The following is a 17,428-nucleotide window of genomic DNA, read 5'->3' as shown; positions in this document are numbered from 1 at the left end:
GGTTTATTGGTTTTAGTAGCTTAAATTAGTTGTTTACAGGCACTTCATATATTAAGTACATATCTTGTCCACTAGCATCTTTGCCTTGCCAGAACTTAAATGTATAGGGTTCTGTATCTAGCACGCTAAAACTGAATGATTCTGATTGTAAATCATCTTCAAGCGTTTCACAGTCGTTTCCTAAAGTCACAAAATTAATAACAGCCACATTTCGTACGTTGTTTTCTTCTGGGACATATTGAAAGCTACTAAATGAATGACATGTTGTTGGACGTTTATACGTCACGGTAATTTCGTGTGTTTCTCCAAAATTAAATTCTGCAGGTATTTCTACAGTTTCTATTGGAAGAAACTCTACTTGAAAGTCAGCCGTATTATCGTCAACTGAACATGAATTAAATAGTGTAAAACTCACCAATAAAGCTAAAAATAATATCTTTTTCATAATCAAAAATAAACTACTTTGCCAAGTAGATGGTAAAATGTCTAAATGGTTGCGTCTAAAAATAAAAAAAATCCCGCGAAGGGATTTTTTTATGTTAACTATTTGCAATTGCTTCTTTTATTTTTATTTCGAGTTCTTCAAGCAATTCTGGATTATCTTGCAGTAATATTTTTACTGCGTCTCGTCCTTGCCCAAGTTTGGAGTCGCCGTAGCTAAACCAAGATCCACTCTTTTTTATAATTTCATAATTGACACCAATATCTAAAATTTCTCCAACTTTAGAAATTCCTTGTCCGTACATAATATCAAATTCGACCATTTTAAATGGAGGCGCAACTTTGTTTTTAACAACCTTCACACGTGTTTTATTTCCTTTTACTTCGCCGTCAGTCGTTTTTATTTGTGTAGAACGTCTAATATCTAAACGTACAGAAGCATAAAATTTTAATGCGTTTCCACCCGTAGTTGTTTCAGGATTTCCGAACATTACTCCAATTTTTTCACGCAATTGGTTAATGAAAATCACCGTACAATTGGTTTTACTAATAGAAGCCGTTAATTTACGAAGTGCTTGCGACATCAAACGCGCATGTAATCCCATTTTGGAATCTCCCATTTCTCCTTCAATCTCACTTTTTGGCGTTAACGCCGCAACCGAGTCAATTACCACAATATCAATAGCACCTGAACGAATCAAATTATCTGCAATTTCTAATGCTTGTTCTCCATTATCTGGTTGAGAAATAATTAAATTATCAATATCAACTCCTAAATTTTCAGCATAAAAACGATCAAAAGCGTGTTCGGCATCAATAAAGGCAGCAATTCCACCTTTCTTTTGCGCTTCCGCCATTGCGTGTAATGTTAAGGTTGTTTTACCAGAAGATTCAGGGCCAAAAATTTCAACAACTCTTCCACGTGGATATCCACCAACTCCTAAAGCGATGTCTAAACCAAGTGAACCAGAAGAAATGAACTCCACTTCTTGTACAACACTATCACCTAATTTCATGACAGCACCTTTTCCATAAGTTTTATCTAACTTATCTAATGTAAGTTTTAATGCTTTTAATTTTGCTTCTTTTTCTGAACTCATTATATCAATTATCTATTAATTAAAACACTGCTAAATTACTATTTCTTTTCACTGAAAACAATTCGCCTTTGCTGATTTTGATCAATTTTGAATAAAATAATTACATATTCAACGCAACCTTTTTAAAAACTGTGTATCTATTCTGTAAAATAGTCTATTAAAAAGGCATAAAAATATGAGAACTTTAAACAAAATTATATTCCAAAAAAGGAATAAAGCTTCGGTCCCAGTTTACGGGAACTGCAAGCTTGACGGTGGCTAGCTTCATTGTTAATTCTATTTTTCAATAGAAAAATTTTAATATTAACAATGAATTAGCTAGTAAAAGTGCTTCTATACAAATAGAGGCACTTTTATTTTTCCCGTAGTTGCAGTAAAAACTATTTTTTACGTCCTCAAAAGTACATTTTCAGTCTTCATTTTGATTTTTCTCCACTATATTTTTCTTCTCAATAGACCATTAATCAAGCTAATATATTTTTCTTTTTACATATAGTGTAAAGCTAAATGTACAAGATACTTTTCAATATTGCGCTACAAAATGTATAAGCGTTAACTTTTTTGTATAAGCGTTGTTTTTTGTGCCAAAATTCGATAGTTGCTGTAAAAAATGTATTTTTGCCAAAAATCATACACTTCAACTCAAATTATGTGTTAGAACTTCGTAATGAAGATTTAAAATACCATAAATACTGGTCTTTTATTAATTTCAGCATAGCAATAGCTATGGTTAAATTAAAAAATACAGCAAAGCGTTAGTATTTACAGTAGTTTAAAGATGTAATAGATTTTCTAGTATATAATTTGAGTTTAACTTAAAAATTGATATAGCATGCAACTGTACAATAAATTAAGTGCTAAAGAAAGAGCGGAACTTATCGAAAAAGCTGGTAAGGAACGTATGACAATATCTTTCTACAAGTACGCCAACATCGGAAATCCTGAAATTTTACGAAATCACTTATTTATCAACTGGGACAGTATAGACGTCTTGGGAAGAATTTATGTGTCATACGAAGGTATCAATGCCCAACTTTCAGTTCCAGCCGAAAATTTTAATGCGTTTAAAGAACACTTAGACACCATTTCATTTCTAGAAAATGTGCGACTCAATGTGGCAATAGAACAAGATAATATGTCTTTCCTTAAGCTAAAAGTGAAAGTTAGAGACAAAATTGTTGCAGACGGACTGGAAGATGATAGTTTTGATGTTACGCAAAAAGGTGTACATGTGGGCGCAGATCAATTTAATAAATTGTTAGACGATGAAAACACCATCTTGGTTGATATGCGGAATCATTACGAAAGTGAAATTGGTCATTTTCAAGGAGCCATGACACCAGATGTAGATACATTTAGAGAATCATTACCAATTATTGAAGATGATTTATCAGAACACAAAGAAGATAAAAACCTAGTGATGTATTGTACAGGTGGAATTCGTTGTGAAAAAGCAAGTGCGTACTTTAAACATAAAGGTTTTCAAAAAGTATATCAGCTAGAAGGTGGAATTATCAACTACGCACGTCAAGTAGAAGCGCAAAACCTAGAAAACAAATTCATTGGTAAAAACTTTGTATTCGATCACCGAAGAGGCGAACGTATTTCAGAAGATGTTATTGCCAATTGTCATCAATGTGGAAACTCGTGTGATGAGCATGTAAACTGTGCCAATGAAGCCTGTCATTTACTCTTTATTCAATGCGAATCGTGTGGCGAAAAAATGGACAATTGTTGTTCTGATGAATGTAAAGAAGTACACAATTTACCCCTCGATATTCAAAAAGAATTACGCAAAGGGAAAGAAGTAAGTAACAAAATTTTCAAAAAAGGAAGATCGGAAGTATTAAAGTATAAAAAGTAGATTTTCGATGCTACGGAAATAATCCTATCTTTACATCTTTAGAAAAGAATACGAACCCCACATCTGCATACCCGAATTGCAGATTCTATATATATAAATTATGAGTTGTAACAGTTGTTCAACTGGTAAAGATGGTCAACCCAGAGGCTGTAAGAGCAATGGTACTTGCGGTACGGATAGTTGTAACAAGCTAACTGTATTTAACTGGTTGTCTAACATGTCGTTACCTAGTAATCAAGAACCTTTTGATTGTATTGAGGTGCGTTTTAAAAACAGCAGAAAACATTTTTATAGAAATACAGAAAAACTATCATTAAGCATTGGAGATATTGTAGCTACAGAAGCTTCTCCAGGACATGATGTTGGAATTGTAACGCTTACTGGCGAACTCGTAAGAGTGCAAATGAAGAAGAAAAAAGTCAGTATTACGAGTGAAGATGTCAAAAAAGTATACCGAAAAGCTTCACAAAAAGATATCGATGTTTGGTCACGTGCTAGAGATAGAGAAGAAGAAATAAAAAAGCGTGCCCGCGAATTGGCAATTGCATTGGATTTACAAATGAAAATCTCGGATGTAGAATTTCAAGGCGATGCGTCAAAAGCTACGTTTTATTACACTGCAGAAGATCGTGTAGATTTCCGTCAGTTAATCAAAGATATGGCGAAAGCCTTTAGCATTCGTATAGAAATGCGCCAAATAGGTTTCCGTCAAGAAGCTGCACGTTTAGGCGGAATAGGTTCTTGTGGAAGAGAATTATGTTGCTCAACTTGGTTAACCGATTTTAGATCTGTAAATACGGCTGCAGCCAGATATCAGCAACTTTCGTTAAATCCTCAAAAACTAGCAGGACAATGTGGAAAATTAAAATGCTGTCTAAACTTTGAATTAGATGCATATTTGGAAGCATTACAGCAATTTCCAAAAAGTGATGTAAAACTTTATACTCAAAAAGGAACGGCAGTTTGCCAAAAAACAGACATCTTCAAAGGGCATATTTGGTATGCGTATGAAGGCGAATGGATGAATTGGCACAAACTTACGACTGATCAGGCAAATGAAATCATCGCGCTAAACGCGAAAAAAGAAAAAGTCGTTAGTTTAGAAGAATATGCTATAGAACTTGTAGAAGAAGATACTAAAACAGACTTTGAAAACGTTGTAGGGCAAGATAGTCTTACACGGTTTGATAAAAAACCCACTCGAAACCGAAAAAAGAGAGGTACGCAAAACAAAAAAAAGCGTCCAGCTAACAATCCTAATGCTAGAACCAAAAGTAGTACGCCTGCTAAAAGCAACGATGCTGCCAAAAGTAATAGCAATACTAGAAATACGAATACAACAAACAAGAATAACAATAGACGTAAAAGACCTAATAAAAATGCAAACCCAAAATAAAATCGCATTTTTCAGCTGTATTCTTAGTGTAATACTATTCATTTCTTGTGACGGTAATCGTATTTTTGACGAATACGCAACCGTTGGGAAAACTTGGGATAAAGATACCTCTTTAACGTTCAAATTTCAACAGCCAGACAGCACAAACAGCTATGATTTGTTTGTGAATGTGAGAAATACAAACGAATACGAATTTCGTAACCTATTTCTCATTGTCAACATGAACTTTCCAAATGGAAATGTGGTTTCAGATACCTTAGAGTATGAAATGGCAGCGCCAAATGGAGAATGGCTTGGTACAGGTATGACAACTAAAGAAAGTAAACTTTGGTACAAAGAGAACAAACGTTTTCCGTATGAAGGAACATACGAAGTAACCATCCAACAAGCCATGCGAAAAATTAATGAACCTAACGGAGTCCAAAGCTTAAAGGGAATTTCAGAGGTTGGCTTTAGAATCGAAAAAAAATAGTGCAAACAACGTATTGAAATGGCAAAAAAGCAAGTCAAAAAAGAACAAGACAACACGACCACTTTTAAAAAAATCGTAAAGTGGTTTTGGATCATATTCGCGGGTGGAATAGCAAGTATCTTCTTATTATTCTTACTAGCATCATGGGGAGCATTAGGAGAAATGCCTTCCTTTGAAATCTTAGAAAATCCGCAAACAAATTTGGCGAGTCAAGTACTATCATCCGATGGAAAAATACTCGGTAAATACTATTTAAAAGACAATAGAACACCTGTTGATTACAAAGAATTACCAAAAGATTTAGTAAATGCATTAGTTGCTACTGAAGATGCACGTTTTCACGACCATTCAGGAATTGATGTGCGCGGAACAATTAGAGCATTTGCTTTCTTGGGAAGCAAAGGTGGTGCAAGTACCATTTCGCAACAGTTGGCTCGACAATTATTTGTAGGTGTCCGATCAAGGAATATATTTCAAGCAGGTACCCAAAAAATAAAAGAATGGGTCATTGCAACGCGTTTAGAGCGTCAATATACCAAAGAAGAAATCATTACGATGTATTTCAATATTTATGATTACGGAAACAATGCGGACGGAATTCGTTCTGCGGCGCGTATCTACTTTGGAAAAGAACCAAAAGACTTGCAAATAGAAGAATCTGCAATGTTGGTCGGAATGTTTAAAAACTCATCACTATACAATCCTCGAAGAAATCCTGAAGGTGTTTTAAACCGAAGAAATGTAGTATTGGCTCAAATGCACAAATATGACTACATTACAAAAGAAGCAAAAGATTCACTGCAAAAACTACCTTTCAAAATAGATTACAATCCAGAATCACACAATGAAGGTTTAGGAACCTATTTTAGAGAACACCTAAAAGGCTTCTTAAAAACATGGGTAAAAGACAATCCAAAAGAAAATGGTGACAAATACAATATCTATCTTGATGGATTAAAAATATACACTACAATTGATTCGCGCATGCAATCGTATGCAGAAGAAGCAGTAGAAGAACACATGAAAAAATTACAAGCTGAGTTTTTTCATCAAAATACAAAAAAGAGAAACAAAAATGCACCATTTGCTAAAGATGTAGAAGAAAAATCTATCGTAAATGCATTAGACAGAGCCATGCGACAATCAGAGCGTTGGCGCGTTATGAATGAAGAAGGAAAATCTGAAAAAGACATCGTCGCTTCATTTGATAGAAAAACGCCGATGACTTTATTCTCGTGGACGGAAAAAAACAACCGCATCGATACGATCATGACACCACGTGATTCTATCTTATACTCAAAATTCTACTTACGTGCGAGTTTCATGTCATTAGAACCACAATCAGGACAAGTAAAAGCTTGGGTTGGCGGGATCAATTACCGAAACTTTAAATACGACATGGTAAAGCAAGGAAAACGTCAAATAGGCTCAACATTCAAGCCATTTGTATATGCTACCGCGATAGATCAATTGCACTTATCGCCGTGTGATTCCATGCCAAATGGACCTTTTTGTATAGAAGAAGGAAAATATGGATTGCTAGAACCTTGGTGTCCTAAAAACTCTGACGGAAAATATGAAGGTATGCGAACATTGAGAGGCGCATTGGCAAATTCTGTAAACACCGTTACAGCTCGTTTGATGGATAAAGTTGGACCTGCTAATGTTAGAGCGTTAGCACAACGATTGGGTGTAGAATCTGAAATACCAGAGTCACCATCAATTGGACTAGGAACACCAGATATTACACTGTATGAAATGCTCGGTGCTTACGGAACCTTTGTCAATAAAGGTGTGTATGTAAAACCAGTAATTGTAACGCGTATAGAAGACAAAAACGGAACTGTTTTATATGAATTTGTTCCAGAAACGAGAGACGTACTCAGTGAAGAAACTGCCTATACAGTAGTCAACTTAATGGAAGGTGTCACACAAAGTGGTTCAGGAAGAAGATTGCGTCACAAAGGATTAGAAAAAGTGGCTGTATACAAAGAAATCATTACAGGATATCCGTATGAATTCAAAAACCCGATAGCAGGAAAAACAGGAACTACACAAAACAATAGTGATGGTTGGTTTATTGGAATGGTACCAAACTTAATTTCTGGTGCTTGGGTTGGCGGAGAAGATCGTCAAGTGCGTTTTGCATCGACAACTTACGGACAAGGAGCTGCGATGGCATTACCAATTTGGGGATTGTTCATGAAAAAATGTTATGCGGATCCATCATTGTCAGTTTCTGATGGTAAATTTCCAAAACCAAAGGACATGACCATAAATGTAGATTGTTCTAAAACAACTACTAAAGATCCTAACGACCCTAAAGATCCTGATGAGGATGACAAGTTGGATGGTATTGACTTTTAATTAACTTTAACTCACATTATACACTAGAACTTCGTAATGAAGTTTAAATTATTCTGAAAAACAGGAAACATCTTTTGAAAATTTCGTAATTTTCAATCAAAATATTGATTGATGATTAACAAAAAGATAAATACAGTACAACAAGCAGTTGCAGGTGTCACAGATAATATGACATTAATGCTTGGTGGTTTTGGTTTGTGCGGAATTCCTGAAAATGCCATTGCCGAATTGGTAAAACTTGGTGTAAAGAATCTTACTTGTATTTCTAATAATGCTGGCGTAGACGATTTTGGACTAGGTTTGTTATTGCAAGAACGTCAAATCAAAAAAATGATTTCTTCTTATGTAGGAGAAAATGATGAATTTGAACGACAAATGCTTTCAGGTGAACTCGATGTGGAACTTACACCGCAAGGAACATTGGCTGAAAAATGCAGAGCTGCACAAGCAGGATTTCCAGCATTTTATACACCCGCAGGATACGGAACCGAAGTTGCGGAAGGAAAAGAATCAAGAGAATTTAACGGAAAAATGTACATCTTAGAAAAAGCCTACGAAGCAGATTTTGCATTTGTAAAAGCTTGGAAAGGTGATGAAGCAGGAAACTTAATCTTCAAAGGAACTGCCCGAAACTTTAATCCATGTATGTGTGGTGCCGCTAAAATCACAGTGGCTGAGGTTGAAGAATTAGTGCCCGCAGGCGAATTAGATCCAAATCAAGTACACATTCCGGGGATTTTTGTACAACGAATTTTCCAAGGCGAGAAATATGAAAAACGTATTGAACAACGCACGGTGCGCTCACGGGAATAATAATTTAATTTGAAAATTCGATAATGGTTCGATTTGAAAATTAGCTGTTGTAGAAAATTTAGTGAATTATGAAATCAACTCATTATCAAATAAAAAAAAGTTTTAAAGGTTCAAAAGTGGATTAATTATAAATGAGAATATTAATTCTAAAATAAGGATCAAATAAAAAAGTAAATGCGGAGTGACAAAGAAAATATAATTGTAAAATTAACTTTCGATTTCTCTATCAAGATTATTAAATTTTCAGAGGAATTAAGAAAATTACATAAATACGAAATGTCTTCTCAAATTTTCAGAAGTGGTACTTCAATTGGAGCTAATATTAGGGAAGCACAAAATGCAGAAAGTAAAGCTGATTTTATTCATAAATTTAAAATTTCAGCCAAAGAAGCGGACGAAGTAGAATATTGGTTATTGTTATGTCAAGAATCAGAATTTTATCCGAATCCAACGAAAGAACTCATTCCAGATTTAAAATCGATTATAAAAATTATAAGTAAAATTATTGCTACATCAAAAAGGAGATGATTTATTTAATTTGATAATTTGAAGATGACTCAATTTGTAAATGTTGTATGTAAGAACCATTTTCAAATCGCCTCATTGTGAAATAGAAAAGGTGTTCAAGGGTTCAAAAGTGAGTGAATTAGAAAGAAGGTTATCATATAGAGAACTATTATCAAATTTTCAAATTGCCTCATTGTCAAATAGAAAAAGTATTTAAAGGTTCAAAAATAAGTCAATTAGAAAGATGGTTATTACACAGAGAAATATCATCAAACAGAAATAAAAAAAACTATGTTGGATAAAAATGGAATCGCGAAAAGAATCGCAAAAGAAGTACAAGATGGTTACTACGTAAATTTAGGAATCGGAATACCAACGCTAGTTGCTAACTTTGTAAGAGATGATATAGAAGTAGAATTTCAGAGTGAAAACGGTGTATTAGGTATGGGACCATTTCCCTTTGAAGGCGAAGAAGATGCAGACATTATCAACGCTGGAAAACAAACCATAACCACCTTACCGGGTGCTAGTTTTTTTGATTCTGCAACTAGTTTTGCAATGATTAGAGGAAAACATGTCGATTTAACTATTTTGGGTGCCATGGAAGTTTCCGAAGAAGGAGATATTGCCAATTGGAAAATTCCAGGAAAAATGGTCAAAGGAATGGGCGGCGCTATGGATTTAGTTGCTTCCGCAGAAAACATCATTGTTGCCATGATGCATACCAACAAGCGAGGAGAATCTAAACTATTAAAAAAATGTTCTTTACCACTAACAGGTGTTGGCTGTGTAAAAAAGATCGTAACCAACTTAGCAGTATTAGAAGTAACGCCTGAAGGTTTCAAACTATTAGAAAGAGCACCAGGTGTTTCTGTAGCTGAAATCAAAAAGGCAACAGAAGGAAACTTACTCATAGAAGGCGATATTCCAGAAATGCAACTCATATAAGCATTCAGGGAAATATAAAAACATTTAAAAAAGCGTCATATTTCACAGATATGACGCTTTTTTTGTGCGGTTTTGTAAATTTTTTAGCAACCTAGTAAAGAAGTAGAATTTGTGGGGTAGTAATCAGGAAATCAATAATTTAGTTTTTGTTATAAATGTAACAATGTCCGAAAACTTTCGTGTATTTCATCGAAAAAAACACCCTTTTGACGTGTAATTGATAAAAAATTAACATATTTGATAGGTTTTTGTTAGTACACAAAGACTTTATTCTAATCAACCTAAATAAACTTTTTTATGAAAAAACAAATTACTTTACTCTTACTGAGTTTCTTATTTGTGGGAATGTTATCAGCGCAACAGCGCGATTGCTCTACCATGGATAACTTAGAATACAGAAAACAGCAAGATCCGCAATTGGAAGCACGCATGCAGCAAATTGAAGAATTTACAAGGCAGCGAATTCAAGAAATGGGGCCACAAGAAAGTATTTCAGGAAATATAATTACAATTCCTGTGGTAGTACATGTGATATATAGAACTGCTCAAGAAAATATTAGTGATGCACAAATTCAATCACAATTAGATGTATTAAACGAAGATTTTAGAAGAACAAATGCTGATGCTGACAACCGTTGGTCGCAAGCTATTGATACAGAAATTCAATTCTGTTTAGCATCTGTTGACGATAATGGAAACCCAACAACAGGGATCACAAGAAAATCTTCATCAACGACAGCTTGGGGAACAAACGATGCAATGAAAAGATCTTCTTCTGGTGGAGTAGATGCTTGGGATACATCTCAATACCTAAATATGTGGGTTTGTAATATCGGAGGAGGAATCTTAGGATATGCACAATTTCCTGGAGGAAGCGCAGCTACGGATGGAGTTGTAATGGGACCTCAATACTTTGGAAGTAGTCAAAAAGGAACAGGTTTTTACTTATCGGCTCCTTTTGATTTAGGAAGAACTACAACACATGAAGTAGGTCACTTTTTAAACTTACGCCATATTTGGGGTGATGGAAACTGTAATGCGGATGATTTCGTATCTGATACACCAACTTCTGATGCTCCAAACTACGGATGTGCTACAACACATGTTTCTTGTTCAAGTACAGATATGGTACAAAACTATATGGATTACTCTGATGATGGATGTATGAACTTGTATACTGCTGGGCAAAAAGCACGTATGAGAGCTATATTAGACGTTGGAGGTTCAAGAAGAAGTTTAGCATTATCAGACAAGTGTAGTTCTACACCACCGCCAGCACCAACATGTAATGACGGAATTCAAAATGGAGATGAAACTGGTATCGATTGTGGAGGTTCATCATGTGCACCATGTCAATCAGGTTGTTCAGAAAATGAAGTAACCTTAACAATTACATTTGATCAATATCCAGAAGAAACTTCTTGGTCTTTAGTTACAGATGGAGGAACTACGGTAGCTTCTGCAAGCTATTCTACGGCAAATCCTGATGGTTCTACAGTTACAGAAGAATTCTGTTTACCAGATGACTGTTATACATTTACAATCAATGATGCGTATGGAGACGGTATTTGCTGTACGTATGGAAGCGGATCATATACATTAACAGGTCCAGGTGGACAAATCGTATCTGGAGGTAGCTTTACAAGTTCTGAAGCAACTGACTTCTGCTTAGGAAGCACACCGCCACCAACACCAACGTGTACAGATGGAGTTCAAAATGGAGACGAAACAGGAATTGACTGTGGAGGTTCATCATGCGCACCATGTCAAACAGGAGGAACTACGGTATTACACGAAGGATTCTTCGAAACTGGATTAGACGGATGGGCTGATGGTGGAAGCGATTGTTTCCGTTATAACGGAGGTCGTTCATTTGAAGGAAACTATTCTATTCGATTAAGAGATAACTCAGGAACTGCTTCGGCAATGACTTCTGAAACATTTGACTTACGTGGATTTGATCAAGTAGAATTTACATTCTTCTTCTATCCAAATTCAATGGAAAATGGTGAAGATTTCTGGGTTAGATATTACAACGGATCATCTTGGAGTACGGTAGCAACATACGCTAGTGGAAGTAGCTTTACAAATGGTAGCTTCTACACAGCAACAGTAACGCTTGATAGTTCGGCTGTTAATTTCGCTGCAAACTCACAATTTAGAGTGCAGTGTGATGCGAGTACAAACTCAGATCAAGTATACATTGACCAAGTAACAATTACTGGTATCAATGGAGGTGCAAGAACGGAATCTGGAAATAGAATCCAGCAATTACGTACAGGTCCTCCAGGATCAGATACGGGAGATTTCTTAATGTCACCAACGGTAACACGTGGAGATATTACGGTGAACTTAGCTAGCTATAATGTAAATTCATCATACAGAATTTTGAACCTATTAGGTCAGACTGTGAAAACAGGAACATTGAAAGATGGAAGACTGAATGTAGGTGAATTAAAAGCGGGTGTTTACTTACTAGAAGTAACCGATGAAGAAGAAAAAATCATTGGGAAGTTTGTAAAGCAATAAGCCGCAACTCCTATATAATTTTATAAAATGAAAACTCCCAAGTGTAAAAGCTTGGGAGTTTTTTATGTTGTTCATTTATTGATTATATACAAACCTGCCATTACAAAAAGGATGATGCATATAATTGCAGTTAAAAACCCTGCAATAAAACCTTTGAATAATAGTAGCTTTTCTTTATTCAACTCCATTATCAAAACGTGTTACATACCGTAAAATAGCTTTGTAGAGTTTAATAGTATAATATCCAACTACTATCCAAAAAATAATTTTTAGGATTATAAATAATTGTGCTAGTATGAATAGCCAACTAAAATCATCTATGGTGTTTGTCATTGTATCAATTTTATTTGCTTAGGATTTGATTCTACTGCCTTAAAAAACCAGAAACAGTCTCGCCTGTTTTCTTCTGAAATGCTTTTGTGAACGATTCGGCGGTTGCGAAACCAGCTTCTTTTGCCATGGCTTTTACCGTGTATTTCCGGTAACTCGCATTATTCTCTAATTTCTGAATGCTGTATTGAACGCGCAAATCGTTGATATAATTCCGAAACGATTTTAACTTATGCGTATTAATCACTCTCGATAAATATTTGGTATTCGTTTGCAGTTGCTTCGCAAATTCATGCAGTGTTATCTTTGACACCAAAAACCCTCTTTCTTTCTCAAATGCTTGCAGATTTTCTAAAATAGTGGCAACAACTGCTTCATCAATTTCAGATTTAGGATGTTTTTCTTCCCTGTTTTTTTCTAGTAGTGAAACAATTTTTTCAAGTCGTTTATCGCCTCGTTTATTCAAAAAACACAACAAACCAAAAACTAATACCAACAACAAGGTAATTCCTGCCAACACATAATATCGAGTTTCAAACGCTCGTTGCTTTTCTTGCAATGCAGCCACTAAATTTTCGTGTGTTTCTCGTGCTTGAATAGTATCCGTATTTTGATTAGTTGTTGTTACCAAAGCTACTTCAAGTGACTTTGTGCTATGCTGTTCGGTAGCATGTACTTGGAGTAAACTTGAAGCACATACACATACTATAAGAATGCTATTATATATAAATTTCATTGTAAAATATATTTATTGTCTATTGTCATTCCTGCGAAGGCAGGAATCTACTACGTATTATTTTTCAACTCGTTTTCAATTTCATCATCTACTTCATTTTTCAATTTCGGTTTCGTTTTCAATTTCAAAAGCATCTTTACAAATACAATTACGAAAATGATAATCAGTATAAGCTCTACAATAATGATTCCTGTTAGAAATGTTCTATTACTATCCATTACATATTGTTATCAATGTTAATGGCTATTAACAGCAATAAAATTGGTTTAAAAAAAGCCATGTGTATAGCAGGCTATGCTTTTTACGGCATGGCTTTTTAAGGGTAATCATGAAAAAAAGTGAACTGTTTAGTATTGCTTTTTAGTGGAGAAAAAGATCATTGCTTTTGCTTCTTTTTCTTGGTGGAATCGTTTTTAATGGAATCAACTCTTACCATTTCTACAGGCTTACTGAGAAGAGAATCTATTTTATCATAATATTTTTCAAACTCTTCGACAGTTTTAAATTTAGGAAAATGGACACTCTCTTTTTTACTGGCAGATTCAAAAGAAGCATTTTTGTATCGTAATTGCAGTTTTAAAAATAGCCACGTTTTTTTTGTATCATATTTTCCAGCATAAAAAGAATCTAACTTTACTTTAACTGACTTAGAAACAATAGAATCTTTAAGCGATAAAACCACTTGATCCATTATAGAATCATTGTCAATAATTTTATTGATTTGAATATCCGTTAGGTTCAATTTTGATTTTAACAACTTAATTTTTCCTGTACGTGGCAATTTGTTAATTGTATCAACTTTATTTTGAGCACCACAATTGTAAACAAGCATAAGTACTGTAAACGTTACGACAATGTTTAAAATTCTATATTTCATTTTGTTAAATTTAGTGTGTATAATTAGAAAACTAATGTCATATTTGAGTAGCCTTCATCCCCATTGTATTTATTGATTTCCATTCGTATTGTAGCAGTTTGTTTAACATGAATTTCAATACCGCCAACACTAGTACCAGTTTTAATAATACCTGTCATAATTACTACCTTGTAATTTCCATTACTACTACTTGTAGAAACACTATAATTTTCATTTGCTTCCCAATCCTTCACAACCGTTAAGCCACTTAGATATGAATTTACTCCAACTACTTCAAATTCTTGTCCTGTTTGAAAATTTTCAGTTTTAGATACTATTTCAACATTAAGGTCTGCTAAGTTAACATATTGAGTTGTTGGAAACGTAAACCTTGTTATTACATCACCGTTTTGCAAAGCTTGGGTTGATGTTTGTGATGCACTGATATTAGTAGGCATTGAATCCATATAGGCTTCAAGTTCTTCAACACTATCAAAACTCTCTTCTCCTACTAATGGTTCTTCAGCAAGTTCCCAACCATCTTCCCCGAATGCATCATCAAGTTGTTGAGTAATTTCTAAGTATTCCTCTTTACTTATTGGCGAGGTCACTATATCATTATTGTCATCATCATTTGGTGGTGTGGTGTTGTCGTCACTTGCTGTACTTCCGCCGCTTGGTGTATTATTTGGACTGCTGTATGGATCTGTACTCGTGTTATCATCAGTTCCGCTTCCCGATCCACTTCCACCATCTGGACAATTAATTTCTATAACAGTATACGTGTCACATGGATCATCATCAAATTCATGCTCACACGTGTTTTGTACGTTTCCATTTGTTGAATATAAAAAAGTTCCTGAATCTGGTCCAGGTGTTATATGATATACTGTATAGATAGTAGTACATGGCATTCCTACTATATCTTCTGCTACTATATCCGATAAATTAACAGCAATAGGCATGTATGTTATTTCATGAGGTGTAGCTACATGTTGTGTTAATACAAACTCTTGTTGTTGAGCAGCACTAAAATGATAGGTTACCAAACTTGCCTCGTAATCATCCGTAGTAACATTGTATGAAAACACTAAATTTTCTAATGTACTTCCAGTGCTATTATCGCGATCAATAGGAAAGGTGTACGAATGTGAGTTATTTTCGGTGCTTTCCACAAACTTTACAATGTTTGTATGCACGGTAAAGTTATACGTTTCATTATACGTGCTTTCCGCAATACTGCTATTTTGTATAGTTGCTAAACTTCTCATTTGATTACTTAGTTTTGAGTTGGCTTCCAAATCTTGCCTTGTTAATAAGGTTGATTTAAAAGGAAACTCTTTTTGTACAGTTGCTTCTTCTTGCATTTCTGTTATGGTATCGTTTTGACAATTGGTCAATGACGATCCAATGGTTAAGATACACAAAACTCGAATTAAATTTCTTACTATTTTCATTATTGTTATTATTTTTTAATACACCTACTCATACGTTTTTCGGCTTCCACGGCGTTTTTTGAAAGTTTAAATGCTAAATTTTAAATGTAAAATTTCAATCTTAACTTTTACATTTAGCGTTTTGTATTTTATATTTTCACTTTCATAGGAAGCATTCCTTTACAAAAAAAACAGTTGCCGCGATACGAACACCATTTATCATTTGAATTTACTGTGATAAAACGCCCTTTTTTCCTTTCTTCTTCAATTGAAAAAGAAACCGTAACTAAGGCTATGCTTTATTTTTAAATTTTGTATAAAGAAAAAAATCTTCATTTTCTTTACAGCAAATTCAAACACCAAATGGTGTATTAAAAAAATACGTATCTTTGATTTGCAGATCGTAGGCAACTATTTATTTGTTTACTTATGGACTCCCGCTTTGGTGGGAGTTTTTTTGTTTTACAAAATCACTCGAAGTGACGTTTTGTACTTCTAATTCTGAATTCAGCATTAAAATTCGGTTCACAAATATTTCGTTGAGGTTGATTCATCGTTAATTTAGGTTCATTTATCATTGTCAGCCCTTTTGTAAATCATTTGTTTCGGTTCATTAAAGCTTATATTTGGTTGTTTAACCAATATTTGGGGTTGTTTAGGGGGTGATACCCCTTACCGAACCTGATAATTTCTATAATCAACCCAAACTATTCTTTAGATAACCATAAACATTCTTTGTGCAACCTAAAACATGCTATAATCAACCCGAAATATTGTTTGTACAACCCCAAATCAACTAAAATTAACCGCTAGTATTGTTTTCGGAACCCGCTAAACCTAGTATTTGATTTCTTTTTTCAAAGGTTTTTTTAGTGTCCTCTTGGGTTTGAATAAAAAGTTCCATAATAGCATCTTCAATCTCCTTATTTTCATTAAGCCCCGTAAATACATTCCGAATCATGGATGCTCCGTACACTGTGCCTCTCCTAGTGGTTATGTTTTTAGCTTTTAAAATTTTTAGAACATCTTTTGTATAATGATATCCTAAAACTTCTTTGAGCTTTTTGCGTTGCTCCTTGTGTATCATGCGCTCGTTTGTTCGTCGGTGCTAGCTGTCCTAGCACTTTTACTAAAGAGTACCTTCATATCTTCATATACGGTTTTAGAACCTGGCTCGTTTTCGCCCGCCAAGTAGCGCATCATTCTGTAAAAACTGAGTGAATTGGTATAGTTGTCGTGGTCTAGGAGTGTTTTAGTGTCGAGCAATTGCTGTGTGAGGTTTTGTAAGCGTTGTGTACGTTGCTCCATTTGTTGCCGTGCGGTGTAGTCTTTGTCAAACTCTGTTTTATCTAAAAAGTTAGGAATCCAGTTAGGATGTTGTTCCATGTAGTTTTTTGCCTTATCTACAATGAGTTTGTTTTGGTTGCCGATGCTTCCGTATTGTTGGCGTTGGTCGGGAGTGAGGTTTACGGTTTTTCCTGCGAGCACTTGTTGTATGCCGTCTAAATGTCCGTCTAGTGCGGTGAGTTCTTCAGAGGTGAATTCGATGCTGATTAAATTTTCTAATGCCATACTGTTTTTTATTAAGAATTATACTTTGTTTTACAAATCTGAGTTTTGTAGTCAGTAGCAA

The 17,428-nt window shown here is 34.7% G+C and carries 17 protein-coding genes; 8 read left to right on the top strand and 9 right to left on the bottom strand.

Going from position 1 to position 17,428, the window contains the following annotated elements:
• Window positions 1-25: 25 nt before the first annotated feature.
• Window positions 26-445, bottom strand: coding sequence for a hypothetical protein (locus tag H2O64_RS11360; RefSeq protein ID WP_187562324.1), 420 nt, complete (start codon window positions 443-445; stop codon window positions 26-28).
• A gap of 94 nt (window positions 446-539) precedes the next feature.
• Window positions 540-1,541, bottom strand: a complete 1,002-nt coding sequence (gene recA / locus H2O64_RS11355; RefSeq protein WP_187562323.1) for a recombinase RecA — start codon at window positions 1,539-1,541, stop codon at window positions 540-542.
• Window positions 1,542-2,373: 832 nt separating this feature from the next.
• Here recA and trhO point away from each other — a divergent pair.
• The 8 genes from trhO (at window position 2,374) to H2O64_RS11315 (ending at window position 12,437) form a co-directional block, all read left to right on the top strand.
• Window positions 2,374-3,405: an oxygen-dependent tRNA uridine(34) hydroxylase TrhO gene (gene trhO / locus H2O64_RS11350; RefSeq protein ID WP_187562322.1), complete on the top strand. Its 1,032-nt coding sequence runs from the start codon at window positions 2,374-2,376 to the stop codon at window positions 3,403-3,405.
• Window positions 3,406-3,505: 100 nt separating this feature from the next.
• On the top strand, window positions 3,506-4,801 hold the full coding sequence (locus tag H2O64_RS11345) for a PSP1 domain-containing protein (RefSeq protein WP_187562321.1): 1,296 nt from the start codon (window positions 3,506-3,508) through the stop codon (window positions 4,799-4,801).
• On the top strand, window positions 4,785-5,273 hold the full coding sequence (locus tag H2O64_RS11340; protein WP_187562320.1) for a gliding motility lipoprotein GldH: 489 nt from the start codon (window positions 4,785-4,787) through the stop codon (window positions 5,271-5,273). The genes H2O64_RS11345 and H2O64_RS11340 overlap by 17 nt, the downstream gene beginning before the upstream one ends.
• Before the next feature lie 18 nt (window positions 5,274-5,291).
• Window positions 5,292-7,640, top strand: a complete 2,349-nt coding sequence (locus tag H2O64_RS11335; protein WP_187562319.1) for a penicillin-binding protein 1A — start codon at window positions 5,292-5,294, stop codon at window positions 7,638-7,640.
• A 111-nt stretch (window positions 7,641-7,751) separates the two neighbouring features.
• Window positions 7,752-8,453: a CoA transferase subunit A gene (locus tag H2O64_RS11330; protein WP_187562318.1), complete on the top strand. Its 702-nt coding sequence runs from the start codon at window positions 7,752-7,754 to the stop codon at window positions 8,451-8,453.
• A 174-nt stretch (window positions 8,454-8,627) separates the two neighbouring features.
• Window positions 8,628-8,981: a four helix bundle protein gene (locus tag H2O64_RS11325; RefSeq protein WP_187562317.1), complete on the top strand. Its 354-nt coding sequence runs from the start codon at window positions 8,628-8,630 to the stop codon at window positions 8,979-8,981.
• 270 nt (window positions 8,982-9,251) lie between these two features.
• Complete coding sequence (locus H2O64_RS11320; protein ID WP_187562316.1) at window positions 9,252-9,908, top strand: CoA transferase subunit B; 657 nt, start codon at window positions 9,252-9,254, stop codon at window positions 9,906-9,908.
• 297 nt (window positions 9,909-10,205) lie between these two features.
• Window positions 10,206-12,437: a M43 family zinc metalloprotease gene (locus H2O64_RS11315; RefSeq protein ID WP_187562315.1), complete on the top strand. Its 2,232-nt coding sequence runs from the start codon at window positions 10,206-10,208 to the stop codon at window positions 12,435-12,437.
• A gap of 174 nt (window positions 12,438-12,611) precedes the next feature.
• Here the strand turns inward: H2O64_RS11315 and H2O64_RS11310 are convergent, their stop codons facing one another.
• From H2O64_RS11310 to H2O64_RS11280, 7 genes are all read right to left on the bottom strand, one after another.
• Window positions 12,612-12,770, bottom strand: coding sequence for a hypothetical protein (locus H2O64_RS11310; protein WP_187562314.1), 159 nt, complete (start codon window positions 12,768-12,770; stop codon window positions 12,612-12,614).
• A 31-nt stretch (window positions 12,771-12,801) separates the two neighbouring features.
• Window positions 12,802-13,503, bottom strand: a complete 702-nt coding sequence (locus tag H2O64_RS11305) for a helix-turn-helix domain-containing protein (RefSeq protein ID WP_187562313.1) — start codon at window positions 13,501-13,503, stop codon at window positions 12,802-12,804.
• Between the two features lie 50 nt (window positions 13,504-13,553).
• Window positions 13,554-13,721 (bottom strand): hypothetical protein, encoded by a 168-nt coding sequence (locus H2O64_RS11300; protein ID WP_187562312.1) that lies wholly within the window; start codon window positions 13,719-13,721, stop codon window positions 13,554-13,556.
• Window positions 13,722-13,879: 158 nt separating this feature from the next.
• Complete coding sequence (locus H2O64_RS11295; RefSeq protein WP_187562311.1) at window positions 13,880-14,380, bottom strand: hypothetical protein; 501 nt, start codon at window positions 14,378-14,380, stop codon at window positions 13,880-13,882.
• 23 nt (window positions 14,381-14,403) lie between these two features.
• A complete protein-coding gene (locus H2O64_RS11290) occupies window positions 14,404-15,816 on the bottom strand; it encodes a hypothetical protein (RefSeq protein WP_187562310.1) in 1,413 nt (470 codons plus the stop codon).
• Between the two features lie 781 nt (window positions 15,817-16,597).
• Window positions 16,598-16,882: a hypothetical protein gene (locus tag H2O64_RS11285; RefSeq protein WP_187562309.1), complete on the bottom strand. Its 285-nt coding sequence runs from the start codon at window positions 16,880-16,882 to the stop codon at window positions 16,598-16,600.
• Window positions 16,879-17,367 (bottom strand): hypothetical protein, encoded by a 489-nt coding sequence (locus tag H2O64_RS11280; protein ID WP_187562308.1) that lies wholly within the window; start codon window positions 17,365-17,367, stop codon window positions 16,879-16,881. The genes H2O64_RS11285 and H2O64_RS11280 overlap by 4 nt, the downstream gene beginning before the upstream one ends.
• Window positions 17,368-17,428 lie beyond the last annotated feature (61 nt).

It is taken from the genome of Kordia aestuariivivens (assembly GCF_014397005.1).
GTDB lineage: Bacteria > Bacteroidota > Bacteroidia > Flavobacteriales > Flavobacteriaceae > Kordia > Kordia aestuariivivens.
The sequence above is the reverse complement of the archived record's forward strand: the minus strand, read 5'-3'. Positions and strand labels throughout refer to the sequence as shown.